Origin of the sequence: Pseudomonas libanensis (genome assembly GCF_001439685.1) — a bacterium.
GTDB classification, from domain to species: domain Bacteria; phylum Pseudomonadota; class Gammaproteobacteria; order Pseudomonadales; family Pseudomonadaceae; genus Aquipseudomonas; species Aquipseudomonas libanensis.
In genome coordinates this window covers 1-25,145 of sequence record NZ_JYLH01000024.1, presented here as the reverse complement: position 1 = coordinate 25,145, position 25,145 = coordinate 1, and the positions used below count along the sequence as shown (strand labels likewise).

The window sequence follows — 25,145 nt, the reverse complement described above, 5'->3', positions numbered from 1 at the left end:
AGGCAAGCCAGCTCCCACCCTTGACCGAATACATCCCTTGGAATGCAGTCAAATGTGGGAGCTGGCTTGCCTGCGATAAAGGCGACGCGGTCTTCAGCCCTCGCGCACCATGTCCACATGCGGAATCCCGACTTCAAGAAACTCATCGCTGACGATCTTGAAACCCAACCGCTCATAAAACGGCGCCGCATACACCTGCGCACTGAGAAACTGCTTGGTCTGACCACGCTTTTCAGCCACGTCAATCACCGCTTCCATCAGCTTGTCGCCCACCTTCAAGCCGCGCCAATCCTTGAGCACCGACACGCGACCAATTTCGCCGCTGGGCAGCAGGCGCGCGGTACCAATGGGAAAGTCGCCTTCAAATGCGAGGAAATGCATGGCGCCAGCGTCGTCCGCGTCCCACTCCAGTTCAGGCGGAACCGATTGTTCAGCGATAAATACCGCTTCACGAATGCGCCGAATCTCGGCGATATCCTTTTGCCAGTCCGCGACACTTACGTGAATCTTATTCATCCGCAAACCCCAGGCTGCCTTGCTTGACCAATTCGCACAGCAGGTCGCGGCCGTCTTCGTCCGCCAACCAGTCGCCGAGGTTCTCGCTGTGCAACGCATCGGCCGAGCACACCAGCTTCAGCAGCTCACGCAGCTTGCCTGGCAGGTAACGGCTCTGGCCACTGGCAAATAGCAGTACATCGTCATCGACTTCGGACCACGCCAGGCGAGCGCTTGGGTTGCGCACCAGGATCGCGCCGTCTTGCAGGCTGCTGATGAAATCCTCTTCGCCCAGCTCTTCGCCGGCTACCAGTTCGGGGTAGCGCGGTTCGGTCATGAACTGGCCGAACCAGGTCAACAGCATGCGCTCGTCGCTCATGTGTTCGGCCAAAAGGCCCTTGAGTCGGTCGAGGGCGTCGCCCTGGATCTGGTGCGGGTCGCTGACTGGCTGGGCGTCGGCGTCGGTGTAGCGTTCTTCATCCGTCAGGTACTGGCTGAGGAAGTCGGTGAAGTGGGTCAGCACTTCAGCGGCGCTTGGGGCGCGGAAGCCCACCGAGTAAGTCATGCAGTCATCTTCGGCAATGCCGAAATGAGCGAGGCGCGGCGGCAGGTAGAGCATGTCGCCCGGTTCCAGCACCCATTCGGCGGTCTCTTCGAATTCGGCCAGAATGCGCAGGTCGGCGTGTTGCAGCAGCGGGCTTTCGGAGCTGCACATCTGGCCGATCTTCCAGTTGCGCTTGCCTTGGGCTTGCAGCAGGAACACGTCGTAGTTGTCGAAGTGCGGGCCGACGCTGCCGCCCGGCGCGGCGAAGCTGATCATCACATCGTCGATGCGCCAGCTCGGCAGGAAGCGGAAGTGCTCCAGCAGTTCCGCTACTTCCGGCACGAACTGGTCGACCGCTTGCACCAGCAAGGTCCACTCACGCTCAGGCAGGGTGCTGAAGGCGTCTTCGGCGAACGGGCCGCGACGCAGCTCCCACGGGCGTTCGCCGTGTTCGATCACCAGGCGCGACTCGACTTCTTCTTCCAGGGCCAGGCCGGCGAGTTCGTCGGCGTCAATCGGGCTTTCGAAATCAGGGATGGCCTGGCGGATCAGCAGCGGCTTTTTCTGCCAGTAGTCGCGCAGGAATTCCCGTGCCGTGATGCCGCCCAGAAGTTGAAGAGGAATGTCAGGATTCATGTGTAACCTATTGAAAAAAAGCACTTTTAAGACAGGAATAAAAACGCCCGGCGCGGCCGGGCGTCTCAAAGGGGCTTGCTTGAATCAGATGCGCTTGGCTTGCTCTACAGCGTTACCGATGTAGTTGGCCGGGGTGAGCAGTTTCAGCTCGGCCTTGGCGGCGGCTGGCATGTCCAGGCCGTCAATGAAAGTTTGCAGTGCTTCGGGGCTGATGCCCTTGCCGCGCGTCAACTCCTTGAGCTTCTCGTAGGGGTTTTCGATGTTGTAGCGGCGCATCACGGTCTGGATCGGCTCGGCCAATACTTCCCAGCAGGCGTCCAGGTCAGCGGCGATCTTCTGCTCGTTGAGCTCCAGCTTGCTGATGCCTTTGAGGCTGGCTTCATACGCGATCACGCTGTGGGCAAAGCCGACACCGAGGTTGCGCAATACGGTGGAGTCGGTCAGGTCGCGCTGCCAGCGGGAGATCGGCAACTTGCTGGCCAGGTGCTGGAACAGGGCGTTGGCGATACCCAGGTTGCCTTCGGAGTTTTCGAAGTCGATCGGGTTGACCTTGTGCGGCATGGTCGACGAACCGATTTCACCGGCAATGGTGCGCTGCTTGAAATAGCCCAGGGAAATGTAGCCCCAGATATCGCGATCGAAGTCGATCAGGATGGTGTTGAAGCGCGCAATGGCGTCGAACAGCTCGGCGATGTAGTCGTGGGGTTCGATCTGCGTGGTGTACGGGTTGAAGCCCAGGCCCAGCTCGTCTTCGATGAAGGCGCGGGCGTTGGCTTCCCAGTCGATCTCAGGGTAGGCCGACAGGTGGGCGTTGTAGTTGCCCACGGCGCCGTTGATCTTGCCCAGCAAAGGCACGGCGGCGACCTGGGCAATCTGGCGCTCCAGGCGGTACACCACGTTGGCCAGTTCCTTGCCCAGGGTGGTCGGCGACGCCGGCTGGCCATGGGTGCGCGACAACATTGGCACGGCGGCGAAACGGATCGCCAGCTCACGGATGGCTTCGGCAGTCTGGCGCATCAGGGGCAGCATGACGTCATCGCGGCCTTCACGCAGCATCAGGGCGTGGGACAGGTTGTTGATGTCCTCGCTGGTGCAGGCAAAGTGGATGAACTCGCTGACCTGGGCCAGTTCCGGCAGTTTGGCCGCTTGCTCCTTGAGCAGGTATTCGATGGCTTTGACGTCGTGGTTGGTGGTGCGCTCGATCTCTTTCACACGCTCGGCGTGCTCCAGGGAGAAGTTTTCCGCCAGGGTGTTCAATACAGCGTTGGCCTCGGCCGAAAATGCCGGCACTTCGCTGATGGCGGGGTGAGCGGCCAGGCGCTGGAGCCAGCGCACTTCAACCAGAACGCGGGCACGGATCAGGCCGTATTCGCTGAAAATAGGGCGCAGGGCCTGGGTTTTGCCGGCGTAGCGGCCGTCAACAGGGGAAACCGCAGTGAGCGAAGAGAGCTGCATGGGGTGTTCTCGGACAGTCGGGCAACGAAATGGGGCGCGTATCATACATGAAAAAATCCGCCGGTCCGTTGCCAACTGACCGGCGTATTACGCGTAACGGCTTGAAATGGGTCTGTCGCTGCGACTTATTCGTTGCGCATCAACGGGTAAAGCTCTTTGAGCAATTTGCGCCGGCTGATCACCAGCTGCCAGCGATGACCGCCCAACTGCCGCCACAACCGCGCCGAGCGAATACCGGCCAGGAGCAGCGCGCGGATTTTCGAGGCGTTGTTGGGTTGTTGCAGGTTGCGCATGTCGCCGTGCACCTGGATACGTTGGCGCAAGGTGCTTAAGGTGTCCTGGTACAACGCGCCACAGGCAGCGATCACGTTTTCGTGGGCCGGGCCGAAGTGTTCCACCTGGGACTGGATCTGCGGCAGGCGCTTGCCGATGGTTTCCAGCATGTCGTCACGCTTGGCCAATTGGCGCTCAAGGCCGAGCATCGACAAGGCATAGCGCAATGGCTCGCGCTGCAAGGTGCTGGGGTCGCGCTCCAGGGCGCCGATCAGTGCACGATAACCTTCGCGCAGGGCCAGGTCGTCACCGCCATAGACCTCCAGGGTGTCCTTGGGGTCGCGAATCAGCAGGCTGCCGAGCATGCAGGCCAGGCCGGCTTCAGTAACCTGGCCGGTCTTGGCGATCTTGTCCACCAGCACGGCGGCGAGAAATACCCCGCCGAGTGCGGTCAATTGCTCCTGGGTCGGGCTCATGCCGGGTTGCTCCAGGCTTGCGCGACTTCAATCACGCCGCCGCCCAGGCAGATTTCGCCGTCATAGAACACCACGGACTGGCCAGGAGTGACCGCGCGTTGCGGGTCATCGAAGGTGGCACGGTAGCCCGTGGCGGTTTTCTCCAGGGTGCAAGGCTGGTCGCTCTGGCGATAGCGCACCTTGGCGGTCAGGCGACGCGGCGTGCTCAAGTCGATCGGGTTGACCCAGTAGATCTCGGAAGCGAGCAGGGCGCCGGAGAACAGCAGTGGGTGCTCGTTGCCCTGGCCGACGATCAGCACATTGTTTTCCAGGTCCTTGACCAGCACGTACCACGGCTCTTCGCCTGCATCTTTCAAGCCGCCGATGCCCAGGCCCTGGCGCTGGCCGATGGTGTGGTACATCAGGCCGTGGTGGCGGCCGATCACTTCGCCTTCGGTGGTCTTGATTTCACCCGGCTGCGCCGGCAGGTACTGCTTGAGGAAATCGCTGAAGCGGCGCTCGCCGATAAAGCAGATCCCGGTGGAGTCTTTCTTCTTGGCAGTGGCCAGGCCGTGTTTCTCGGCAATCTTGCGCACCTCAGGCTTTTCCAACTCGCCCACCGGGAACAGGGTCTTGGCGATCTGTTCACCGCCGACGGCGTGCAGGAAGTAGCTCTGGTCCTTGTTCGGGTCCAGGCCCTTGAGCAGTTCGGTGCGGCCATCGATATCGCGACGGCGCACGTAGTGGCCAGTGGCAATCAGGTCGGCGCCGAGCATCATGGCGTAGTCGAGGAACGCCTTGAACTTGATCTCGCGGTTGCACAGGATGTCCGGGTTCGGTGTGCGCCCGGCCTTGTATTCGGCCAGGAAGTGTTCGAACACGTTGTCCCAGTACTCGGCGGCGAAGTTGGCGGTGTGCAGCTTGATGCCGATCTTGTCGCACACGGCCTGGGCGTCCGCCAGGTCGTCCATGGCGGTGCAATATTCCGTTCCATCGTCTTCTTCCCAGTTCTTCATGAACAGGCCTTCCACCTCATAACCCTGCTCCATGAGCAGAACGGCGGAAACGGAAGAATCCACGCCGCCGGACATGCCGACGATGACGCGCTTCTTTTGTGTGTCAGAAGGGGCTGGATCACGCATAGGGTTTCAACGGGTGTCTTGAAAAAGGACGCGATTCTATCAGGCCCGGGCCGCTAAGGCTAAAGAGAAGGGCGGATCAATTCGAGACTGTGGCGCTGGCCGGCCAGATAATCATCGATGCAGCGGATGATCAGCTCGCTGCGCCAGTCGTCGCGCACGGCCATCAGCTCGTCACGGGTCAGCCAGCGGGCGCGCAGGATGCCTTCGTCGAGTTGATAGCCCGGGTGGTGTTTCAGCGCTTTGGCGATGAAGCAGACCCGTTGATAGGTCACGCCGTTGCTGGGGGCGGTGTAGAGGTAGATGCCGACGATGCCGGTGGCTTCGACGTCCCAGCCGGTTTCCTCGAGGGTTTCGCGCACGGCGGCTTCGGTGAGGGTTTCGTTCGGGTCCAGGTGGCCGGCGGGCTGATTGAGCACGGCGCGGCCGCCCTTGAGTTCTTCGACCATCAGGAAACGGCCGTTGTCTTCAACGATGGTGGCGACGGTGATGTGGGGGAGCCAGGTCATTGAAAAACCTCGATTCAGGGTGTGACGCGGTCAGTGTGGGAGCGGGCTTGCTCGCGAATGCGATCGTTCAGTCAATATGCCTGCTGATTGACACTCCGCTTTCGCGAGCAAGCCACCCGCATTTTGATTGGGTTTCTTCAGTGAGGCTGCATAAGCAATCTGCATGGTGCGCCTGACATTTTATGATTTTACCGATTTCAGCCCGAGGCGCAGCTTATCTCTCCAGAACCTCAATCCGGAGAGCGTGATGAACCCTATTGCCCCCAAACGCTACGAAGTACGCCTTACGTCGCCATTGCCCATTGCCTTCATCCTGTTGTGGAGCTCCGGCTACATCGGCGGTGCGTTCGGTGTGCGTTATGGCGAGCCCTTCACCATGACGTTCTACCGGTTCGCCCTGGCGGCCCTAGTGTTCTTGGGCGTGGCGCTCGCCATCAAGGCCGAGTGGCCCAGGCGGCTTACACCTTACCTTCATGCGGCAGCCGTGGGCTTGCTCTTGCAGGCTCTGCAATTTGGCGGCCTATACACCGGGATAAGTCAGGGCGTCCCGGCTGGGCAAGCTGCGCTGATTGTTGGGCTGATGCCCGTATTCGTTGTGATCGGCGCCTACTTCTGTTTAGGCGAGCAATTGAGCTGGCGCGACTTGCCAGGCTCGGTTCTGGGCGTGGGCGGCGTGGCCATTGTGGTTGGCAGCAGTTTTTTTGGTGCAGAGGCGTCAATCGGCGGTTACGGCGCGGTAGGGCTGGCGCTGCTGGGTATCACCCTCGGCACGCTTTATCAGAAGCGTTTCCTTGGCGGCGTCAACCTGTGGGTGGGCTGTTTCATCCAGATGGTCACCGCGTCGCTGGTCATGTTGCTGCTGGCCTATACCACCGAGACCATGCAGGTGACGCAGTGGGTGCCCTTCGCCGCTTCGGTGGCCTGGATCACGTTAATGAACTCAGTCGGCGCGCTGACGCTGCTGTACATGATGATTCGACGGGCTGAGGCGAGCAAGGCAACCAACTTGTTCCATGTCATTCCAGCGGTCACGCAGATCATGGCGTCCCTGGTGCTGGGGGAGGTGCCCGGTACGGTGGCAATACTAGGGTTTGTTGTTTCGGCGCTCGGGGTTTATTTGATGAACCACTCGAGGTCCAGCTAGGCCGTCTTGACAGTCAGGGGCGTTGCCTTGCACTAATGCGGTAGCGCGTTTATTCACTTGGACGGTTCCATGAGAGTCAATCTTGATATTCAGTCGCTGCGCAGTTTCCTCAAGGTCGCAGAGCTGGGCAGCTTCACCCGGGCCGCGCAAGCGCTGAGCCTGACCCAGCCGGCAATCAGCCAGCAAATTCGACGGCTTGAGGATTTGCTGGGTGTCGAGTTGTTTGTTCGGGATAACCGTCAGGTGTTGCTCACCCTTGAAGGGGAGCGCCTGACCGGCTATGCCCAGCAGATGGTCAGCGTCAACGACAAGGTGGGAAGTCTGTTTGATGTCAGCCGCACGCAAGATTCCGTGACGCTGGGCATCCCCGAATATTTCAGCGAGGAAATCCTGCAGCGTGTTATTCCCACTGTGGCGCTTGAATTACCTTCAGTGCGAATTGTGGTCAAAGTAGCGCGCTCCATAGTGCTCGCGGAGGCGTTCAGTGAGGGGCGAATCGATATCGGCCTGATGATTGATGAGTTGCCAAAAGTCACTGGCGTGCCTTTGCATGCTCTTTCCTTGATGTGGCTGGGTGGCGAGTGTGCGGCAGCCCCCGTGGAAGGGCAGGAAGTTTCGCTGGCCCTGTTCAAGGCGCCCTGCGTGTTCAGGAGCCTGGCGATTCGGCGCTTGGAAGAGAGTGGGATCAGGTGGCGCTGTGTGTATGAGTCTGAAGACTTGATGTCGTTGCGTTCAGCGGTCCAGGCTGGAGTCGGCGTGACGCTTTTGCCCTGGTTTGCTCAAGTGCCGGGCTTGAAAAACCTTGAAGCGCTCGCGCATTTGCCTGCGCTGCCGGGGTTTGGTGTTGAGCTCAAGCAAAGGCCGGGTTGGGAGCCTTGGTACAAGCCGCAGTTTCTGGCGATTATCGAGGCTGCGTGGCGCAAGGAATACGGCGTTACATAAGTTCTGAAAACACAAACCCCGGCACATGGCCGGGGTTTGTGGTGTTGCCTTACACCCTTACTTCAACTTGGCAATCGCCGCATTGAGGGTGTTGCTTGGGCGCATGGCCTTGCTGGTCAACTCCGGGTTCGGCGCGTAGTAGCCGCCGATGTCCACTGGCTTGCCTTGTACGGCGTTGAGCTCGGTAACGATGGTTGCCTCGTTCGCGGCCAGAGTCTGGGCCAGTTCGCCGAACTGCGCTTGCAGTGCAGTGTCTTCGGTCTGGGCGGCCAGGGCCTGGGCCCAGTACAGCGCCAGGTAGAAGTGGCTGCCGCGATTGTCGATGTTGCCGACTTTGCGCGATGGCGACTTGTTGTTGTCGAGGAACTGGCCGGTGGCCTGGTCCAGGGTCTTGGACAGTACCAGCGCTTTCGGGTTGTTGTACGTCACACCCAGGTGCTCAAGGGATGCGGCCAGGGCCAGGAACTCGCCCAGGGAATCCCAGCGCAGGAAGTTTTCTTCCAGCAGTTGCTGCACGTGTTTCGGCGCCGAACCGCCAGCGCCGGTTTCGAACAGGCCGCCGCCGTTCATCAGCGGCACGATCGACAGCATCTTGGCGCTGGTGCCCAGTTCCATGATTGGGAACAGGTCGGTCAGGTAGTCGCGCAGTACGTTACCGGTCACCGAAATGGTGTCCAGACCCTTGCGAGTGCGCTCCAGGGTGAACTTCATCGCGTCGACCGGGGCCATGATGCGGATGTCCAGGCCTTCGGTGTTGTGATCTTTCAGGTACGCCTGGACTTTCTCGACCACCACGCCATCGTGGGCACGCTGTGGGTCCAGCCAGAAGATAGCCGGGGTATTGCTGGCGCGGGCACGGTTGACGGCGAGCTTGACCCAGTCCTGGATCGGCGCGTCCTTGGTCTGGCACATGCGAAAGATGTCGCCGGCTTCGACTTTCTGTTCCATCAGCAGGTTGCCCTGGCTGTCGGTGACGCGGACGACGCCGTCAGCCTTGATCTGGAAGGTCTTGTCGTGGGAACCGTACTCTTCGGCTTTCTTGGCCATCAGGCCAACGTTTGGCACGCTGCCCATGGTGGTCGGGTCGAAGGCGCCATTGGCCTTGCAGTCTTCGATGACCGCCTGGTAGATAGTGGCGTAGCAGCGATCCGGAATCACCGCCTTGGTATCGTGCAGCTGGCCGTCAGTGCCCCACATCTTGCCGGAGTCACGGATCATGGCGGGCATCGAGGCGTCGACGATGACGTCGCTCGGCACGTGCAGGTTGGTGATGCCTTTGTCGGAGTTGACCATCGCGAGGGCAGGGCGAGCAGCGTACACCGCCTGGATGTCGGCTTCGATCTGCGCTTGCTGGTCGGCCGGCAGCGCCTTGATGCGGGCGTACAGGTCGCCGATGCCGTTGTTCAGGTTGAAGCCGATCTGCTCCAGCACCGCAGCGTGCTTGCTCAAGGCGTCTTTGTAGAACTCGGCAACGATCTGGCCGAACATGATCGGGTCGGAGACCTTCATCATGGTGGCTTTCAAGTGAACCGACAGCAGCACGCCTTGTTGCTTGGCGTCTTCGATTTCAGCGGCGATAAAGCTGCGCAGGGCTTTCTTGCTCAGCACGGCGGTGTCGATGATTTCGCCGGCCTGGACGCTGGTCTTTTCCTTCAGCACGGTGGTGGTGCCGTCCTGGGCAATCAGCGCAATTTTGACAGCATCAGCGGCTTCGATCTGTACGGCTTTTTCGCTGCCGTAGAAGTCGCCATTGCTCATGTGGGCAATGTGCGACTTGGAGTCGGCAGCCCAGGCGCCCATCTTGTGCGGGTGCTTGCGTGCGTAGTTCTTGACCGACAGCGGTGCGCGGCGGTCGGAGTTGCCTTCGCGCAGGACCGGATTCACGGCGCTGCCCTTGATCTTGTCGTAACGTGCACGGGTTTCTTTTTCCGCGTCGGTGGTTACGGTTTCAGGGTAGTCCGGCAGGGCATAGCCCTGGGCCTGCAGTTCCTTGATCGCGGCTTGCAGCTGCGGGGTCGAGGCGCTGATGTTCGGCAGCTTGATGATGTTGGCTTCAGGTGTAACGGCCAGGTCGCCCAGTTCGGCGAGGTGGTCCGGGATAGCCTTGTCGCCCAGTTGCTCGGGGAAGCTTGCGAGGATGCGCCCTGCGAGGGAAATGTCGCGGGTTTCCACGGCAATATCAGCGGAAGCGGTGAAGGCCTCTACGATAGGCAGCAGTGAATAGGTGGCGAGGGCTGGGGCTTCGTCGGTGAAGGTGTAGATGATCTTCGAGCGGGTGGGCATATTCGGATTAACTCTCTTCTTTGCTGAAAGCGTGCGCAGAAACTCGAGATGCGCCGGGTGGAGCGCGTTCGTTCAAGTCATCCATGAGCGAAAGGTCGAGGTTTCTTCGCGGTGATGTTGGGTTGCATCAGTCGAGCGTCAAGCGGGTGGACTATTGTATTAGTCCTGCTTTGCAGCGGAAGGCCATGTTCTAGAGCGGTCCGCCGTCGTGACTCTTTGGTCAGCGGCGGCATTATACATAGGTCGCTATGCTTACGCCGAGCCTTCATACAAAAGGCGGGTCGTCCATTGGTCTAAAGGTCGCAGGTGCCGGGCTACGCCTAAAGTCGCACGTTGTGCTCAGGATTGGCACTTTTCCCTTTGGTTTCAGGCTTGTAGGCGACAATTTATGCTGTTTTCGATGCAAATGAGCATGGCGCGAGGTTTCAGTCGCCATTTATCTGGAGTAGGCTCGAACGCAGCCAGATGTTCAATCCATAGATGGAGTTCAGCATGGGATACAAGAAGATTCAGGTTCCGGCAGTCGGCGACAAAATCACCGTCAATGCAGACCATTCTCTCAATGTTCCTGACCAACCGATCATTCCCTACATCGAAGGTGACGGTATCGGTGTCGACATCAGCCCGGTGATGATCAAGGTGGTCGACGCAGCTGTTGAAAAGGCTTACGGCGGCAAGCGCAAGATCTCGTGGATGGAGGTTTACGCCGGCGAAAAGGCTACACAGGTCTACGACCAGGATACCTGGCTGCCTCAGGAAACCCTGGATGCGGTCAAGGATTACGTGGTGTCCATCAAGGGGCCGCTGACCACGCCGGTCGGTGGTGGGATTCGCTCGCTGAACGTGGCGCTGCGCCAGCAGCTCGACCTGTATGTGTGCCTGCGCCCGGTGCGCTGGTTCGAAGGCGTGCCCAGCCCGGTCAAGAAACCTGGCGACGTGGACATGACCATCTTCCGCGAGAACTCCGAAGATATTTACGCCGGCATCGAGTGGAAAGCCGGTTCGCCTGAGGCGATCAAGGTAATCAAGTTTCTCAAGGAGGAAATGGGCGTTACCAAGATCCGTTTCGACCAGGACTGCGGGATCGGCGTCAAGCCGGTGTCGAAGGAGGGCACCAAGCGCCTGGCGCGCAAGGCCCTGCAATATGTGGTGGATAACGACCGTGACTCGCTGACCATCGTGCACAAAGGCAACATCATGAAGTTCACCGAAGGTGCCTTCAAGGAATGGGCCTACGAAGTGGCGGCCGAAGAGTTCGGTGCGACCCTGCTGGACGGCGGCCCGTGGATGCAATTCAAGAACCCCAGGACCGGCAAGAACGTAGTGGTCAAGGATGCCATCGCCGACGCCATGCTTCAGCAGATCCTGCTGCGTCCAGCTGAATATGACGTCATCGCGACGCTTAACCTGAACGGCGACTACCTGTCTGACGCCTTGGCGGCGGAAGTGGGCGGCATCGGCATCGCGCCGGGGGCCAACTTGTCCGACACCGTGGCGATGTTCGAAGCGACCCACGGTACCGCGCCTAAATATGCGGGCAAGGACCAGGTCAACCCGGGCTCATTGATCTTGTCGGCAGAAATGATGCTGCGCCATATGGGCTGGACCGAGGCGGCTGACCTGATTATCAAGGGCACCAACGGCGCGATTTCGGCCAAGACCGTGACCTATGACTTCGAGCGCCTGATGGAGGGCGCTACGCTGGTGTCGTCGTCGGGGTTTGGTGATGCGTTGATCAAGCACATGTAAGCAGGCAAAAAACCGGCCGTTCTGATGGCTCAGAATGGCCGGTTTGGCATTCAAGGCTTTGCTCAGTGGCTGATCAGGCCAGTCGCTTTTTTGATTTTTTGCGCGGGCGCTTCCGTTTTTACAGTGTCTTTAGGGTCGTTGGTCGTACTGATATTCACCGCGTGCATGCCCTTGGGGCCTTGAATAATTTCAAAGCAGACAGGCTGGCCCGCTTTCAGTGTCTTGTACCCATCCATCTTGATCGTTGAGTAATGCGCAAAAAGGTCTTCATCCTTGCCGTCCTCGATAATGAAGCCGTAACCCTTGGCATTGTTGAACCACTTGACCTTACCGCTAGCCATTCCCATATCCCTCTGCACCAGACTCCATCACTGGAGTATCATCCTGTCTATCCGTCCTAACCCGAATAAATAAGGTTGACTGCGCGGACCTTTTTTACCCACTGTGGGTTCTATTGGTTGTAACACCGATTCGCCGATAGTCAAGGCGACCGGCCGGTCAGAGTTGAAATTCTGACAGGTCGCCCCCACCACTGTAATTGAACCACTGACGAACCTTTCTTTCCATGCATGCAAACAGCCAGATTCGACTAACATTCAATCAGGATCGCCCGGATCAGGAACATGATGACGACGGTTCTGCAGGCATTGCTGTCCAGGAGGCCAAGCCTGCTTTACAGGCGCCGCCGATGTACAAGGTGGTTTTGTTCAATGATGACTACACACCGATGGATTTCGTCGTCGAAGTGCTCGAGGTGTTTTTTAACCTGAACCGCGAGTTGGCGACCAAGGTAATGCTGGCCGTTCACACAGAAGGACGGGCAGTATGTGGAGTGTTTACCCGCGACATCGCCGAGACAAAGGCCATGCAGGTCAACCAGTACGCCAGGGAAAGCCAGCATCCGCTACTCTGTGAAATCGAGAAGGACGGTTAACGCCGACCACTTGGGTATGAGGTGAAGCTATGTTAAACCGCGAGCTCGAAGTCACCCTTAATCTTGCCTTCAAGGAGGCTCGTTCGAAGCGTCATGAATTCATGACCGTCGAACACCTGCTGCTGGCACTTTTGGATAACGAAGCTGCCGCCACCGTTCTGCGTGCGTGCGGCGCCAACCTCGACAAGCTCAAGCATGACCTGCAGGAGTTCATCGACTCCACCACGCCACTGATCCCCGTGCATGACGAGGACCGTGAAACCCAGCCAACCCTGGGCTTTCAACGGGTATTGCAGCGTGCTGTTTTCCACGTACAGAGCTCCGGTAAGCGTGAGGTCACGGGCGCGAACGTGCTTGTGGCAATTTTCAGCGAACAGGAAAGCCAGGCCGTGTTTCTGCTCAAGCAGCAGAGCGTTGCCCGTATTGATGTAGTCAATTACATCGCCCACGGTATCTCCAAAGTGCCCGGGCACGGCGATCATTCCGAGGGTGAGCAGGAAATGCAGGATGACGAGGGCGGTGAGTCTTCTTCTTCGGGCAATCCGCTGGATGCCTATGCCAGCAATCTCAACGAATTGGCGCGTCAGGGGCGGATCGATCCGCTGGTGGGGCGTGAGCTTGAGGTTGAGCGTGTAGCGCAGATCCTTGCTCGTCGGCGCAAGAACAATCCGTTGCTGGTTGGGGAGGCGGGCGTGGGTAAAACCGCGATCGCCGAGGGCCTGGCCAAGCGCATTGTCGACAATCAGGTCCCAGACCTGTTGGCCAACAGCGTCGTCTACTCCCTTGATCTGGGCGCCTTGCTCGCCGGGACCAAGTACCGGGGCGATTTCGAGAAGCGCTTCAAGGCGCTGCTCGGCGAGCTGAAAAAGCGCCCGCAGGCGATCCTGTTTATCGACGAGATCCACACCATTATCGGGGCCGGTGCAGCATCCGGTGGGGTGATGGACGCCTCCAACCTGCTCAAGCCGTTGCTGTCGTCGGGCGATATCCGCTGCATCGGTTCGACCACGTTCCAGGAATTCCGTGGCATCTTCGAGAAAGACCGTGCCCTGGCGCGCCGCTTCCAGAAAGTCGACGTGTCCGAGCCTTCGGTTGAAGACACCATCGGCATCCTGCGCGGGCTCAAGGGGCGCTTTGAGGCGCACCATGGCATCGAATACACCGATGAGGCCCTGCGTGCGGCGGCTGAGCTGGCGTCGCGCTACATCAATGACCGGCACATGCCGGACAAGGCCATCGACGTGATTGACGAGGCGGGCGCCTATCAGCGTCTGCAGCCGGTCGAGAAGCGTGTGAAGCGTATCGATGTGCCGCAGGTCGAGGACATCGTGGCGAAGATCGCGCGGATTCCACCAAAACACGTCACCAGTTCCGACAAGGAGCTGCTGCGTAACCTGGAGCGCGACCTCAAGCTCACCGTATTTGGTCAGGACGCGGCGATCGATTCGCTGTCCACCGCGATCAAGTTGTCCCGTGCGGGCCTCAAGTCGCCGGACAAGCCGGTCGGGTCGTTCCTGTTCGCAGGCCCTACCGGCGTCGGCAAAACCGAAGCGGCGCGGCAATTGGCCAAGGCCATGGGAATCGAGCTGGTACGTTTCGACATGTCCGAGTACATGGAGCGCCACACCGTGTCGCGCCTGATCGGTGCGCCTCCGGGCTATGTCGGCTTCGACCAGGGCGGCCTGTTGACCGAGGCGATCACCAAGCAGCCGCATTGCGTATTGCTGCTCGATGAAATCGAAAAGGCTCACCCGGAAGTCTTCAACCTGTTGCTGCAGGTCATGGATCACGGGACCCTGACCGACAACAACGGGCGCAAGGCGGACTTTCGCAACGTAATCGTGATCATGACCACCAACGCCGGTGCTGAAACTGCTGCGCGGGCCTCTATTGGCTTCACGCATCAGGATCACTCCTCCGATGCGATGGAAGTGATCAAGAAGAGCTTCACGCCGGAGTTCCGCAACCGTCTGGACACCATTATCCAGTTTGGTCGCCTCAGCCATGAGGTCATCAAAAGTGTGGTGGACAAGTTCCTCACCGAGCTTCAAGCGCAGCTGGAAGACAAGCGCGTGCAGCTGGATGTGACGGAAGCGGCGCGCAGCTGGATCGCAGAGGGTGGCTACGATGCGGCAATGGGTGCTCGCCCAATGGCGCGTCTGATCCAGGACAAGATCAAGCGGCCATTGGCCGAAGAGATCCTGTTCGGCGAACTCTCCGACCATGGCGGCGTGGTGCATATCGACCTGAAGGACGGCGAGCTGACCTTCGAGTTCGAGACCACGGCGGAAATGGCCTGATCGTTGACTGCAACAAAGCAAAAGGCGCCGAAAGGCGCCTTTTTGCTGACTTGAAATGCAATCGCTAAGACAATGAAGATCAACATGTGGGAGCTAGCTTGCCTGCGATAGCGGTGTGTCAGGCAAGGGATTCTTTCCTGAGCCACCGCTATCGCAGGCAAGCCAGCTCCCACAGGGGCAAGTAGTGACTGTTAAATCCTGTGCACACAAAAACGCCCGGCATAACCGGGCGTCTTGTATTGACTTGCTTAACGAGCGCGGTAAGTGATGCGCCCTTTGCTCAAGTCATAGGGCGTCAGCTCGACGCGCACTTTGTCACCGGTAAGAATACGAATGTAGTTCTTGCGCATCTTGCCGGAGATATGCGCGGTTACGACGTGCCCATTTTCCAACTCCACACGAAACATGGTGTTGGGCAGGGTGTCGACGACAGTGCCTTCCATTTCGAAGCTGTCTTCTTTCGACATGCAGTAAAGCCCTCGGTATCCAGTGAATGGCCCGGTGCAACTGCGCCAGGCAAAAGCGGCGTGCATTGTGCCCGAAAAAGGGTGTTCAAGCCAAGGGGTTCTAGTTAAGCGTGACCCATCTTTGATTAATCAGCAGCTCAATGGGCCGATATTGGGTCTTGTAATTCATCTTTTTGCAGTTCTTGATCCAGTATCCGAGGTATACCGCGTCCAATTCCTGGCGCAGTGCTTCGCCTATTTGCCAGAGGATGGCGAAGCGCCCGAGGCTGCGGCGCTCTTCGGCCGGTTCGTAGAAGGTGTACACCGCCGACAGGCCGTTGGGCAGCAGGTCGGTCACCGCTACCGCCAGCAGGCGGCCATCGAGGCGGAACTCGTAGAACCGCGAGAACGGCAGGTCGCGTACCAGGAAGGTAGAAAATTGATCGCGGCTGGGCGGGAACATATCGCCATCGGCGTGGCGTTGTTCGATGTAGCGCTGGTAAAGATCGAAATATTCTTCACTGTACTGCGCCTTGGTGGCCGTTACCGTCAGGTCGGCGTTGCGCTTGAGGATGCGTTTCTGGTTTCGATCCGGCAGAAATTGCGTGACAGGGATGCGCGCCGGCACGCAGGCATTGCAATTCTGGCAATGAGGTCGGTACAGGTGATCGCCGCTGCGCCGAAACCCCATCTCGGACAGGTCGGCGTACACATGCACGTCCATCGGCTGGCTGGGGTCGAGGAACAGCGTGGTGGCCTGCTCGTCGGGCAGGTAGCTGCAAGAGTGGGCTTGAGTGGCATAAAACTTCAAGCGCGCCAGCTCGGTCATGATCAACCCTCGGGTTAAAGCTTTGAAATAAGTGTAAGCCAGGTGGGCGAATGTCGCCTAGGAAACCCACGGTCCAGCGCTGGGCTGGTCCAAATGTTTACGCAGGAAGTCTGCAAAGTCGCTGCGCGGTATGGCGCGGGCACCCAGGCTATGCAGATGATCGTTGGGCATCTGGCAGTCGATGAGCACAAAGCCCCAGGCCTGCAATTGGCGGGTGAGCGTGGCGAAACCAAATTTTGACGCGTTGTCGGCGCGGCTGAACATGGACTCGCCAAAGAACAGTTGGCCCATCGCCAGGCCATACAGGCCACCCACCAGTTCGCCCTGGTCCCACACCTCGACGGAATGGGCGTAGCCACGCTTGTGCAGCTCCAGATAGGCGCTCTGGATTCCCTCGGTGATCCAGGTGCCGTCCGCGTAGGCGCGGGGCGCGGCGCAGGCCTGGATGACTGCTGCGAAGTCCTGATCGAACGTCACCGTATAGCGCTGCTGGCGCAAGAGTTTGGCCAGGCTTCGTGATACATGCAGTTCGTCGGGGAAGATCACCGTACGCGGGTCGGGTGACCACCAGAGGATCGGCTGGCCTTCGGAGAACCACGGAAAGCAGCCATGGCGATAGGCTTGGATCAGACGTTCGGCCGACAGGTCACCACCGGCGGCGAGCAGGCCATTGGGTTCGCGCATGGCCTTGGCCAAGGGTGGGAAAGTCAGGGTGTCGCGTTGTAACCAGGTCAGCATGGCATCCAGGCTTATGGCAGGGGAGGGGAGTGGCAGGCAACGCCTGCCCCGCAAGTGTTGATTATTGTCGACCCGGCGCCAGGGGGCCAGCCCGAATAGGGTATCGGCCAGGATTAGCATGAGCGGGTGTTTCTGCAACTCCGTGCATCAGGCGTGGTCGTAATCGGGGCTGAGGCATGCCGGCCATCTGCCAAGCTTGCCTGGATTGCTAAATACAGCTCATAAGCCTTTGTCAGCAAAGACAATGCATGCTCAAATTGAACAGGCTGTGACACGGCAATTGTCCAGTCGGCCGGGTGAAGGGCAAGTGTGTGGCATCGCGCACGCAAACCCGTACAATGCGGCCATTGTGGCGTTATCGCCATTTCACCTATCCATCACCCGGTGTTAAAAGTAGATTCAGCAACATTCGTTCATTTTTCAGCTGCTCGGGATAGAGCAGTCATGTGCAGTCATTCAACAGATGGACGCGCTAAAGGCGCAGGAAAAGACCCGTTTTGAAGAAATCCGCCGCAGCACCTAAAGCAGCAGTCGTACCGGCCTGGCGCCAGCACCTGCATTATCGACTCAAGGAAGGCGCACTGATTGCCATCGGTGCCCTGTGCCTGTTCCTGATGATGGCCTTGCTCACCTACGGCAAGGACGACCCGGGCTGGAGTCATAACAGCAAGATCGATGATGTGCAGAATTTCGGTGGCCCCGTGGGTTCCTACAGTGCCGATATCCTGTTCATGATCCTGGGTTACTTCGCCTACATTTTCCCGCTGCTGCTGGCGATCAAGACCTGGCAGATCTTCCGCCAGCGCCATGAACCGTGGCAGTGGAGTGGTTGGCTGTTCTCCTGGCGCCTGATCGGCCTGGTGTTCCTGGTGCTGTCGGGTGCGGCGCTGGCGCATATTCACTTCCATGCGCCGACCGGCCTGCCCGCGGGCGCGGGCGGGGCCCTGGGCGAAAGCCTTGGCGACCTGGCCCGCAGAACCCTTAACATCCAGGGCAGCACGCTGATGTTCATCGCGCTGTTCCTGTTCGGCCTCACGGTCTTCACCGACCTGTCATGGTTCAAGGTGATGGACGTGACCGGCAAGATCACCCTTGATCTGTTCGAATTGTTCCAAGGGGCCGCCAATCGCTGGTGGGCCGCCCGTGTGGAGCGCAAGCAGATGGTTGCGCAGCTTCGCGAGGTGGACACCCGTGTCAACGAAATAGTGGCTCCAAGCACCCCGGACCGGCGCGAGCAGGCCAAGGTCAAGGAGCGCCTGATCGAGCGTGAGCAAGCCCTGAGCAAGCACATGTCGGACCGCGAGAAGCAGGTGCCGCCGGTGATCGCGCCGGCACCGCCCAAGGCGCCGGAACCCAGCCATCGCGTGCAGAAAGAGAAACAGGCGCCGTTGTTCATCGACAGCGCCGTGGAAGGCACCTTGCCGCCGATCTCGATTCTCGACCCGGCAGAAAAGAAACAACTCAACTATTCACCGGAATCCCTGGCGGCCGTCGGCCACCTGCTGGAAATCAAACTCAAGGAGTTCGGTGTCGAAGTCTCGGTGGATTCGATCCACCCAGGCCCGGTGATTACCCGTTACGAAATCCAGCCGGCCGCGGGGGTGAAGGTCAGCCGTATTTCCAACCTGGCCAAAGACTTGGCGCGCTCCCTGGCCGTGACCAGCGTGCGGGTGGTGGAAGTGATCCCGGGCAAGACCACCGTGGGTATCGAGATTCCCAACGAAGACCGCCAGATCGTGCGTTTTTCCGAGGTGCTGTCGACTCCGGAATACGACAACTTCAAGTCACCGGTTACCCTGGCCCTCGGCCATGACATCGGCGGTAAGCCGGTGATCACCGACCTGGCGAAGATGCCGCACCTGCTGGTGGCCGGTACCACCGGTTCCGGTAAGTCGGTGGGTGTGAACGCAATGATTCTGTCGATCCTGTTCAAGTCCGGGCCGGATGACGCCAAGCTGATCATGATCGACCCGAAAATGTTGGAACTGTCGATCTACGAAGGCATTCCGCACCTGCTGTGCCCGGTAGTCACCGACATGAAGGACGCCGCCAACGCCCTGCGCTGGAGCGTGGCCGAGATGGAGCGCCGCTACAAGCTGATGGCGAAGATGGGCGTACGTAACCTGTCGGGCTTCAACGCCAAGGTCAAGGAAGCCCAGGATGCCGGCACGCCGCTGACCGACCCGCTGTACAAGCGCGAGAGCATCCATGATGAAGCGCCGCTGCTGACCAAGCTGCCGACCATCGTGGTGGTGGTCGATGAATTCGCCGATATGATGATGATCGTCGGCAAGAAGGTTGAAGAACTGATCGCCCGTATCGCCCAGAAAGCCCGTGCCGCCGGGATTCACTTGATCCTCGCGACCCAGCGCCCGTCGGTGGATGTGATCACCGGCCTGATCAAGGCCAACATTCCGACGCGCATGGCGTTCCAGGTGTCCAGCAAGATCGACTCGCGCACCATCATCGACCAGGGTGGCGCCGAGCAACTGCTGGGCCACGGTGACATGCTCTACATGCCGCCCGGCACCAGCCTGCCGATCCGCGTGCACGGGGCCTTCGTGTCCGATGACGAGGTCCACCGCGTGGTCGAAGCCTGGAAACTGCGCGGTGCGCCGGAATACAACGATGACATCCTCGCTGGCGTCGAAGAGGCCGGCAGCGGCTTCGACGGTGGCAGTGGCGGTGGCGACGATGATGCCGAAACCGACGCGCTGTACGACGAAGCGGTGGCCTTCGTGCTGGAAAGCCGTCGTGCCTCGATCTCTGCTGTACAACGCAAGCTGAAGATCGGCTACAACCGCGCCGCCCGCATGATCGAAGCCATGGAACACGCCGGCGTCGTGACGGCCATGAACACCAACGGCTCGCGTGAAATCATCGCCCCCGGGCAGATGCGCGACTGACCCCGTGGCGCGTGGCAACACGCGCCACGCCCTGACCATTCAATGAGGACTCCCATGCGCGTTATTCGCATGCTGTTGTTGCCGGCCCTGGCCCTGACCGCTGTCTCGGCCCATGCTGACCCGGCTTCCGTCGCCAGCCTGAAGAACCTGTTGGACAAATCCCAGACCCTGACCGCGCGTTTCTCGCAGCTGACCCTGGATGCCGGTGGCACCCAACTGCAGGAAACTGCCGGTGAAATGGCGGTGCAGCGTCCTGGTTTGTTCTACTGGCATACCGAAGGCAAGGCCGAGCAGACCATCGTTTCCGATGGCCAGAAAGTCACCCTGTGGGACCCGGACCTGCAACAGGCGACCATCAAGAAGCTCGACCCGCGCCTGAATCAGACCCCGGCGCTGCTGCTCTCGGGTGACGTGTCGAAAATCAACGACAGTTTCGACATCACTTCCAAGCAGACCAGCAACGTCATCGAGTTCACCCTCAAGCCCAAATCCAAGGACACGCTGTTTGACACGCTGTCCCTGTCGTTCGGCAACGGCGTGATCAACAACATGCGCCTGGTCGACAGCGTCGGCCAGCGCACCGATATCCTGTTTTCCGGGGTCAAGGCCAACCAGCCGGTGCCCGCGTCCAAGTTCAAGTTCGACATCCCAAAGGGTGCCGACGTGATCCAGGAATAAACTGCCCAGAGGTTTCAAACGCTGCCCATGGATCTGTTTCGAAGTGACCCGATTGCCCAGCCGTTGGCCGCGCGCTTGCGTTCGACCAACCTGGATGAGTACGTCGGTCAGGAACACCTGCTCGCTCGCGGCAAGCCTTTGCGCGAAGCCCTGGAGCAGGGCGCGCTGCACTCGATGATTTTCTGGGGCCCGCCAGGCGTGGGCAAGACCACCCTGGCGCGGCTGCTGGCGAAAGTCTCGGACGCACACTTTGAAACAGTCTCGGCGGTGCTGGCCGGGGTCAAGGAGATCCGCCAGGCGGTGGAAGTCGCCAAGCAGCAGGCTGGGCAATACGGCAAGCGCACCATCCTGTTCGTCGACGAAGTGCATCGCTTCAACAAGTCGCAGCAGGATGCGTTCCTGCCTTATGTCGAGGACGGCACGCTGATCTTTATCGGCGCCACGACCGAAAACCCTTCGTTTGAATTGAATAACGCGCTGTTGTCACGGGCACGGGTCTATGTGCTCAAGAGTCTCGACGAAACCGCGATGCGAAAGTTGCTGCAGCGCGCTTTGAGCGAAGACAAGGGGCTGGGCCAGCGTCAGCTGAGCCTCAGCGATGAAGGCTTCAAGATTTTACTGAGCGCTGCCGATGGCGATGGCCGGCGCTTTCTCAACCTGCTGGAGAACGCCTCCGACCTGGCCGAAGACGGTGGTGAGATTGGCGTCGACCTGCTGCAAAGTCTGCTCGGCGATACGCGCCGGCGCTTCGACAAAGGCGGTGAGGCCTTCTACGACCAGATTTCCGCGCTGCACAAATCCGTACGCGGCTCCAACCCGGACGGCGCGCTGTACTGGTTTGCGCGCATGATCGACGGCGGTTGCGACCCACTGTACCTGGCACGCCGCGTAGTGCGCATGGCCAGCGAAGACATCGGCAATGCCGACCCGCGCGCCCTGAGCCTGTGCCTGGCCGCTTGGGAGGTGCAGGAGCGTCTTGGCAGCCCGGAAGGCGAATTGGCGGTGGCTCAGGCCATCACTTACCTGGCCTGCGCGCCGAAAAGCAACGCGGTGTACATGGGCTTCAAATCGGCCCTGCGTGCGGCGGCCGAACATGGCTCCCTCGAGGTACCGCTGCACCTGCGCAATGCGCCGACCAAGCTGATGAAGCAGCTGGGCTATGGCGATGAGTACCGGTATGCCCATGATGAGCCGGACGCCTACGCGGCCGGCGAAGACTACTTCCCGGATGAGCTGGCGCCGCAGCCGTTCTACCAGCCGGTGCCCCGTGGCCTGGAGCTGAAGATCGGTGAAAAACTCAACCATCTGGCCCAACTCGACCGTCTCAGCCCCCGTCAGCGGAGAAAGTAGTGCTCAAGACGATTCTTGCCGTGTCCATAGCCGGCATCGCTGGTACATTATTGCGTTTCGCCACCAGCACCTGGGTCAGCGCCCAGTGGCCAAAGCATTTTTATGCGGCGACCTTGGCGGTCAACCTGGTGGGCTGTTTGATTATCGGGCTGTTGTACGGCTGGTTCCTGTTGCGCCCGGAAGTGCCGATTGAAATTCGCGCCGGCTTGATTGTCGGCTTTGTAGGCGGTCTGACGACCTTTTCATCCTTTTCACTGGATACGCTGCGCTTGCTGGAAAGCGGGCAGGCCCTGGTCGCCTTCGGGTACCTGGGCATCAGCGTATTCGGCGGGCTGCTCGCCACCTGGGCCGGCCTGTCCTTGACCAAACTTTGATAACGAGAGACCGACATGCTCGATTCCAAACTGTTACGTAGCAACCTTCAGGACGTAGCGGACCGCCTGGCATCCCGTGGCTTTGCCCTGGATGTTGCGCGCATCGAAGCGCTGGAAGAACAGCGCAAGACCGTCCAGACCCGCACCGAAGCACTGCAGGCTGAGCGTAATGCGCGTTCCAAATTCATCGGCCAGGCCAAGCAGCGCGGCGAAGACATCGCGCCGTTGATGGCAGATGTCGAGCGCATGGGCACTGAGCTGTCCGAGGGCAAGATCGAGCTGGAAGGCATTCAGACCGAGCTGGATTCGATCCTGCTGGGCATTCCGAACCTGCCCCACGAATCCGTGCCGGTGGGCGAAGACGAAGACGGCAACGTAGAAGTACGTCGCTGGGGCACGCCCAAAGCCTTCGATTTCGAGATCAAGGACCATGTCGCCCTGGGCGAATTGACCGGTGGCCTGGATTTCGAGACCGCGGCAAAAATGTCCGGCGCACGCTTTGCCCTGCTGCGCGGCCCGATTGCGCGCATGCACCGTGCCCTGGCGCAGTTCATGATCAACCTGCACACCGGCGAGCACGGTTACGAAGAGGCCTACACCCCGTATCTGGTCCAGGCGCCGGCGCTGATGGGCACCAGTCAGTTGCCGAAATTCGAGGAAGACCTGTTCAAGATCACTCGCGACGGTGAAGCTGACCTGTACTTGATCCCGACTGCCGAAGTGTCGCTGACTAACATCGTCGCCGGCGAGATCCTCGATGCCAAGCAATTGCCATTGAAGCTGGTTGCCCACAGCCCATGCTTTCGCAGTGAAGCCGGCGCGTCGGGTCGCGATACGCGCGGCATGATTCGCCAGCACCAGTTCGACAAGGTCGAGATGGTGCAGGTGGTCGAGCCGTCGACTTCCATGGAAGCCCTGGAAGGCCTGACCGCCAATGCCGAACGCGTGCTGCAACTGCTGGAGCTGCCATACCGCGTCCTGGCCCTGTGCACCGGCGACATGGGCTTCAGCGCCGTGAAGACCTACGACCTCGAAGTGTGGGTGCCGAGCCAGGACAAGTACCGCGAAATCTCGTCGTGCTCCAACTGCGGTGATTTCCAGGCCCGTCGCATGCAGGCGCGTTTCCGTAACCCGGAAACCGGCAAGCCGGAGCTGGTGCACACCCTTAACGGTTCGGGCCTGGCCGTAGGCCGTACCCTGGTGGCCGTGCTGGAAAACTACCAGCAGGCTGACGGCTCGATCCGTGTACCTGAGGTGCTCAAGCCGTACATGGGCGGCGTTGAGGTCATCGGCTAAATGGAATTTCTGCCGCTGTTTCATAACCTGCGCGGCAGTCGTGTGCTGGTCGTCGGTGGCGGGGAGATTGCCTTGCGCAAATCCCGGCTGCTGGCTGACGCCGGTGCATTGCTGCGGGTGGTTGCTCCCCAGATCGAAGACCAGCTGCGCGAGCTGGTGCTGGGCAGTGGCGGGGAACTGATTTTGCGCGGTTATCAGGAGGCCGACCTTGACGGTTGCACCCTGATCATCGCGGCGACCGACGATGAACCACTGAACGCGCAGGTGTCCAGTGACGCCAAGCGTCGCTGCGTACCGGTCAACGTGGTGGATGCGCCGGCCTTGTGCAGCGTGATCTTCCCGGCGATTGTCGACCGTTCGCCCTTGGTGATTGCGGTCTCCAGTGGCGGCGATGCGCCGGTACTGGCGCGCTTGATCCGGGCCAAGCTGGAAACCTGGATTCCCTCGACCTACGGTCAGTTGGCCGGGTTGGCGGCGCGTTTTCGAGCCCAGGTCAAAGGTTTGTACCCGGATGTGCAGCAACGCCGGGCGTTCTGGGAAGAGGTATTCCAGGGGCCGATTGCCGACCGTCAATTGGCCGGGCAGGGCGACGAGGCCGAGCGCCTGTTGATCGACAAGGTCAACGGCGCACCGCCGCATGCGCCCGGTGAGGTTTACCTGGTGGGCGCTGGCCCGGGCGATCCGGACCTGCTGACGTTCCGCGCCCTGCGCCTGATGCAGCAAGCCGATGTGGTGCTCTACGACCGTCTGGTGGCGCCGGCGATTCTCGAGCTGTGCCGTCGCGACGCCGAACGTGTGTACGTCGGCAAGCGCCGCGCTGACCACGCCGTACCGCAAGCCCAGATCAACCAGCAACTGGTGGACCTGGCCAAGCAAGGCAAGCGCGTGCTGCGCCTCAAAGGTGGCGATCCGTTCATCTTTGGCCGGGGTGGTGAAGAGATCGAGGAGCTGGCGGCCCATGGCATTCCGTTCCAGGTGGTGCCGGGGATCACGGCGGCCAGTGGTTGTGCGGCGTATGCCGGGATTCCGCTGACGCACCGCGACTATGCACAGTCGGTGCGTTTTATCACGGGACACCTTAAGAACGGTACGTCGGATCTGCCCTGGCAGGACCTGGTGGGGCCGTCGCAGACCCTGGTGTTCTATATGGGCTTGATTGGCTTGCCAATCATTTGCGAGCAGTTGATCAAGCACGGGCGCTCGGCGGACACGCCGGCCGCTTTGATCCAGCAGGGCACCACTTCCAACCAGCGCGTATTCACCGGCACCCTGGCTGACCTGCCACGTATGGTGGCGGAGCATGAAGTGCATGCGCCGACGCTGGTGATCGTGGGTGAGGTGGTGGTACTGCGCGAGAAGCTCAAATGGTTCGAAGGGGCTCAGTCTCAGGTGTGAGCCTTAAAAGCATAGGTATCTACACAACTTCGGCACGAGGCTAAATCTGTGGCGAGGGAGCTTGCTCCCGTGACGGCCTGACAGCCGACGCTGATCTAGCTGACGCACCGCGATCCAAATGTGGGAGCTGGCTTGCCTGCGATGACGACCTGACAGCCGACGCTGATCTAGCTGACGCACCGCGATCCAAATGTGGGAGCTGGCTTGCCTGCGATGACGGCCTGCCAGCCGATGCCAATCTACCTGACACCCCGCAATCAAACTGTGGGAGCGGG

General features: G+C 60.1%; 22 protein-coding genes. 11 read left to right on the top strand and 11 right to left on the bottom strand.

Features of this window, described 5'->3' with window-relative positions:
• Window positions 1–93 precede the first annotated feature (93 nt).
• From TU73_RS26350 to TU73_RS26325, 6 genes are all read right to left on the bottom strand, one after another.
• Window positions 94–516 (bottom strand): GNAT family N-acetyltransferase, encoded by a 423-nt coding sequence (locus TU73_RS26350; RefSeq protein ID WP_057014618.1) that lies wholly within the window; start codon window positions 514–516, stop codon window positions 94–96.
• Window positions 509–1,675: a ribosomal protein uL16 3-hydroxylase gene (locus TU73_RS26345; RefSeq protein ID WP_057014617.1), complete on the bottom strand. Its 1,167-nt coding sequence runs from the start codon at window positions 1,673–1,675 to the stop codon at window positions 509–511. The genes TU73_RS26350 and TU73_RS26345 overlap by 8 nt, the downstream gene beginning before the upstream one ends.
• Before the next feature lie 84 nt (window positions 1,676–1,759).
• Window positions 1,760–3,130, bottom strand: coding sequence for an adenylosuccinate lyase (gene purB / locus TU73_RS26340; protein ID WP_034120246.1), 1,371 nt, complete (start codon window positions 3,128–3,130; stop codon window positions 1,760–1,762).
• A 125-nt stretch (window positions 3,131–3,255) separates the two neighbouring features.
• A complete protein-coding gene (gene hflD, locus TU73_RS26335) occupies window positions 3,256–3,879 on the bottom strand; it encodes a high frequency lysogenization protein HflD (protein WP_057014616.1) in 624 nt (207 codons plus the stop codon).
• Entirely contained in the window at window positions 3,876–5,000 is a 1,125-nt protein-coding gene (mnmA, locus tag TU73_RS26330; protein WP_057014615.1) for a tRNA 2-thiouridine(34) synthase MnmA, read from the bottom strand. The genes hflD and mnmA overlap by 4 nt, the downstream gene beginning before the upstream one ends.
• Before the next feature lie 59 nt (window positions 5,001–5,059).
• Complete coding sequence (locus tag TU73_RS26325) at window positions 5,060–5,506, bottom strand: NUDIX hydrolase (protein ID WP_057014614.1); 447 nt, start codon at window positions 5,504–5,506, stop codon at window positions 5,060–5,062.
• A gap of 163 nt (window positions 5,507–5,669) precedes the next feature.
• On the opposite strand from TU73_RS26325, the gene TU73_RS26320 reads away from it, so the two are divergent.
• Window positions 5,670–6,650 (top strand): DMT family transporter, encoded by a 981-nt coding sequence (locus TU73_RS26320; protein WP_082642673.1) that lies wholly within the window; start codon window positions 5,670–5,672, stop codon window positions 6,648–6,650.
• Between the two features lie 57 nt (window positions 6,651–6,707).
• Window positions 6,708–7,592, top strand: a complete 885-nt coding sequence (locus TU73_RS26315) for a LysR family transcriptional regulator (RefSeq protein WP_156421259.1) — start codon at window positions 6,708–6,710, stop codon at window positions 7,590–7,592.
• Window positions 7,593–7,649: 57 nt separating this feature from the next.
• Here the strand turns inward: TU73_RS26315 and TU73_RS26310 are convergent, their stop codons facing one another.
• Window positions 7,650–9,875, bottom strand: coding sequence for an NADP-dependent isocitrate dehydrogenase (locus TU73_RS26310; RefSeq protein ID WP_057014611.1), 2,226 nt, complete (start codon window positions 9,873–9,875; stop codon window positions 7,650–7,652).
• 492 nt (window positions 9,876–10,367) lie between these two features.
• Here TU73_RS26310 and icd point away from each other — a divergent pair, with 492 nt between their 5' ends.
• Complete coding sequence (gene icd / locus TU73_RS26305; protein ID WP_057014646.1) at window positions 10,368–11,624, top strand: NADP-dependent isocitrate dehydrogenase; 1,257 nt, start codon at window positions 10,368–10,370, stop codon at window positions 11,622–11,624.
• Window positions 11,625–11,686: 62 nt separating this feature from the next.
• Here icd and cspD read toward each other — a convergent pair whose 3' ends face one another.
• Window positions 11,687–11,965, bottom strand: coding sequence for a cold shock domain-containing protein CspD (cspD, locus tag TU73_RS26300; RefSeq protein WP_057014610.1), 279 nt, complete (start codon window positions 11,963–11,965; stop codon window positions 11,687–11,689).
• A 224-nt stretch (window positions 11,966–12,189) separates the two neighbouring features.
• On the opposite strand from cspD, the gene clpS reads away from it, so the two are divergent.
• Window positions 12,190–12,558 (top strand): ATP-dependent Clp protease adapter ClpS, encoded by a 369-nt coding sequence (gene clpS / locus TU73_RS26295; protein ID WP_005789091.1) that lies wholly within the window; start codon window positions 12,190–12,192, stop codon window positions 12,556–12,558.
• 29 nt (window positions 12,559–12,587) lie between these two features.
• Window positions 12,588–14,858 (top strand): ATP-dependent Clp protease ATP-binding subunit ClpA, encoded by a 2,271-nt coding sequence (gene clpA, locus TU73_RS26290; protein ID WP_043046605.1) that lies wholly within the window; start codon window positions 12,588–12,590, stop codon window positions 14,856–14,858.
• 248 nt (window positions 14,859–15,106) lie between these two features.
• Here clpA and infA read toward each other — a convergent pair whose 3' ends face one another.
• From infA to aat, 3 genes are all read right to left on the bottom strand, one after another.
• A complete protein-coding gene (gene infA / locus TU73_RS26285) occupies window positions 15,107–15,325 on the bottom strand; it encodes a translation initiation factor IF-1 (RefSeq protein WP_002553999.1) in 219 nt (72 codons plus the stop codon).
• A 100-nt stretch (window positions 15,326–15,425) separates the two neighbouring features.
• Window positions 15,426–16,133 carry an arginyltransferase gene (locus TU73_RS26280; protein ID WP_057014609.1) on the bottom strand — a complete coding sequence of 236 codons (708 nt, stop codon included), beginning with the start codon at window positions 16,131–16,133 and terminating at the stop codon, window positions 15,426–15,428.
• Window positions 16,134–16,190: 57 nt separating this feature from the next.
• Entirely contained in the window at window positions 16,191–16,871 is a 681-nt protein-coding gene (aat, locus tag TU73_RS26275; RefSeq protein ID WP_057014608.1) for a leucyl/phenylalanyl-tRNA--protein transferase, read from the bottom strand.
• Window positions 16,872–17,368: 497 nt separating this feature from the next.
• Between aat and ftsK the strand changes: the two genes are divergently transcribed.
• Genes ftsK through cysG form a run of 6 tightly spaced genes read left to right on the top strand, consistent with a single transcriptional unit; the run spans window position 17,369 to window position 24,870 of the window.
• Window positions 17,369–19,777, top strand: a complete 2,409-nt coding sequence (gene ftsK / locus TU73_RS26270; RefSeq protein WP_043046607.1) for a DNA translocase FtsK — start codon at window positions 17,369–17,371, stop codon at window positions 19,775–19,777.
• A gap of 54 nt (window positions 19,778–19,831) precedes the next feature.
• The gene (lolA, locus tag TU73_RS26265; protein ID WP_057014607.1) at window positions 19,832–20,455 is read left to right on the top strand and encodes an outer membrane lipoprotein periplasmic chaperone LolA; all 624 of its coding nucleotides are present in this window, start codon (window positions 19,832–19,834) and stop codon (window positions 20,453–20,455) included.
• Between the two features lie 27 nt (window positions 20,456–20,482).
• A complete protein-coding gene (locus TU73_RS26260; protein WP_057014606.1) occupies window positions 20,483–21,805 on the top strand; it encodes a replication-associated recombination protein A in 1,323 nt (440 codons plus the stop codon).
• Entirely contained in the window at window positions 21,805–22,179 is a 375-nt protein-coding gene (gene crcB, locus TU73_RS26255) for a fluoride efflux transporter CrcB (RefSeq protein ID WP_043046609.1), read from the top strand. The genes TU73_RS26260 and crcB overlap by 1 nt, the downstream gene beginning before the upstream one ends.
• Window positions 22,180–22,194: 15 nt before the next feature.
• Window positions 22,195–23,475: a serine--tRNA ligase gene (gene serS, locus TU73_RS26250; protein ID WP_057014605.1), complete on the top strand. Its 1,281-nt coding sequence runs from the start codon at window positions 22,195–22,197 to the stop codon at window positions 23,473–23,475.
• Window positions 23,476–24,870, top strand: coding sequence for a siroheme synthase CysG (gene cysG, locus TU73_RS26245; RefSeq protein ID WP_056846554.1), 1,395 nt, complete (start codon window positions 23,476–23,478; stop codon window positions 24,868–24,870). It abuts the gene before it with no gap.
• Window positions 24,871–25,145: the final 275 nt, after the last annotated feature.

Coding starts and splice junctions, on each gene's coding strand:
- mnmA (WP_057014615.1), bottom strand. CDS start 5,000: ATGCGTGATCCAGCCCCTTCTGACACACAAAAGAAGCGCGTCATCGTC.
- TU73_RS26320 (WP_082642673.1), top strand. CDS start 5,670: ATGGTGCGCCTGACATTTTATGATTTTACCGATTTCAGCCCGAGGCGC.
- TU73_RS26280 (WP_057014609.1), bottom strand. CDS start 16,133: ATGACCGAGCTGGCGCGCTTGAAGTTTTATGCCACTCAAGCCCACTCT.
- TU73_RS26325 (WP_057014614.1), bottom strand. CDS start 5,506: ATGACCTGGCTCCCCCACATCACCGTCGCCACCATCGTTGAAGACAAC.
- cspD (WP_057014610.1), bottom strand. CDS start 11,965: ATGGCTAGCGGTAAGGTCAAGTGGTTCAACAATGCCAAGGGTTACGGC.
- clpA (WP_043046605.1), top strand. CDS start 12,588: ATGTTAAACCGCGAGCTCGAAGTCACCCTTAATCTTGCCTTCAAGGAG.
- lolA (WP_057014607.1), top strand. CDS start 19,832: ATGCGCGTTATTCGCATGCTGTTGTTGCCGGCCCTGGCCCTGACCGCT.
- aat (WP_057014608.1), bottom strand. CDS start 16,871: ATGCTGACCTGGTTACAACGCGACACCCTGACTTTCCCACCCTTGGCC.
- serS (WP_057014605.1), top strand. CDS start 22,195: ATGCTCGATTCCAAACTGTTACGTAGCAACCTTCAGGACGTAGCGGAC.
- TU73_RS26310 (WP_057014611.1), bottom strand. CDS start 9,875: ATGCCCACCCGCTCGAAGATCATCTACACCTTCACCGACGAAGCCCCA.
- purB (WP_034120246.1), bottom strand. CDS start 3,130: ATGCAGCTCTCTTCGCTCACTGCGGTTTCCCCTGTTGACGGCCGCTAC.
- hflD (WP_057014616.1), bottom strand. CDS start 3,879: ATGAGCCCGACCCAGGAGCAATTGACCGCACTCGGCGGGGTATTTCTC.
- infA (WP_002553999.1), bottom strand. CDS start 15,325: ATGTCGAAAGAAGACAGCTTCGAAATGGAAGGCACTGTCGTCGACACC.
- icd (WP_057014646.1), top strand. CDS start 10,368: ATGGGATACAAGAAGATTCAGGTTCCGGCAGTCGGCGACAAAATCACC.
- TU73_RS26345 (WP_057014617.1), bottom strand. CDS start 1,675: ATGAATCCTGACATTCCTCTTCAACTTCTGGGCGGCATCACGGCACGG.
- TU73_RS26260 (WP_057014606.1), top strand. CDS start 20,483: ATGGATCTGTTTCGAAGTGACCCGATTGCCCAGCCGTTGGCCGCGCGC.
- clpS (WP_005789091.1), top strand. CDS start 12,190: ATGCATGCAAACAGCCAGATTCGACTAACATTCAATCAGGATCGCCCG.
- cysG (WP_056846554.1), top strand. CDS start 23,476: ATGGAATTTCTGCCGCTGTTTCATAACCTGCGCGGCAGTCGTGTGCTG.
- TU73_RS26350 (WP_057014618.1), bottom strand. CDS start 516: ATGAATAAGATTCACGTAAGTGTCGCGGACTGGCAAAAGGATATCGCC.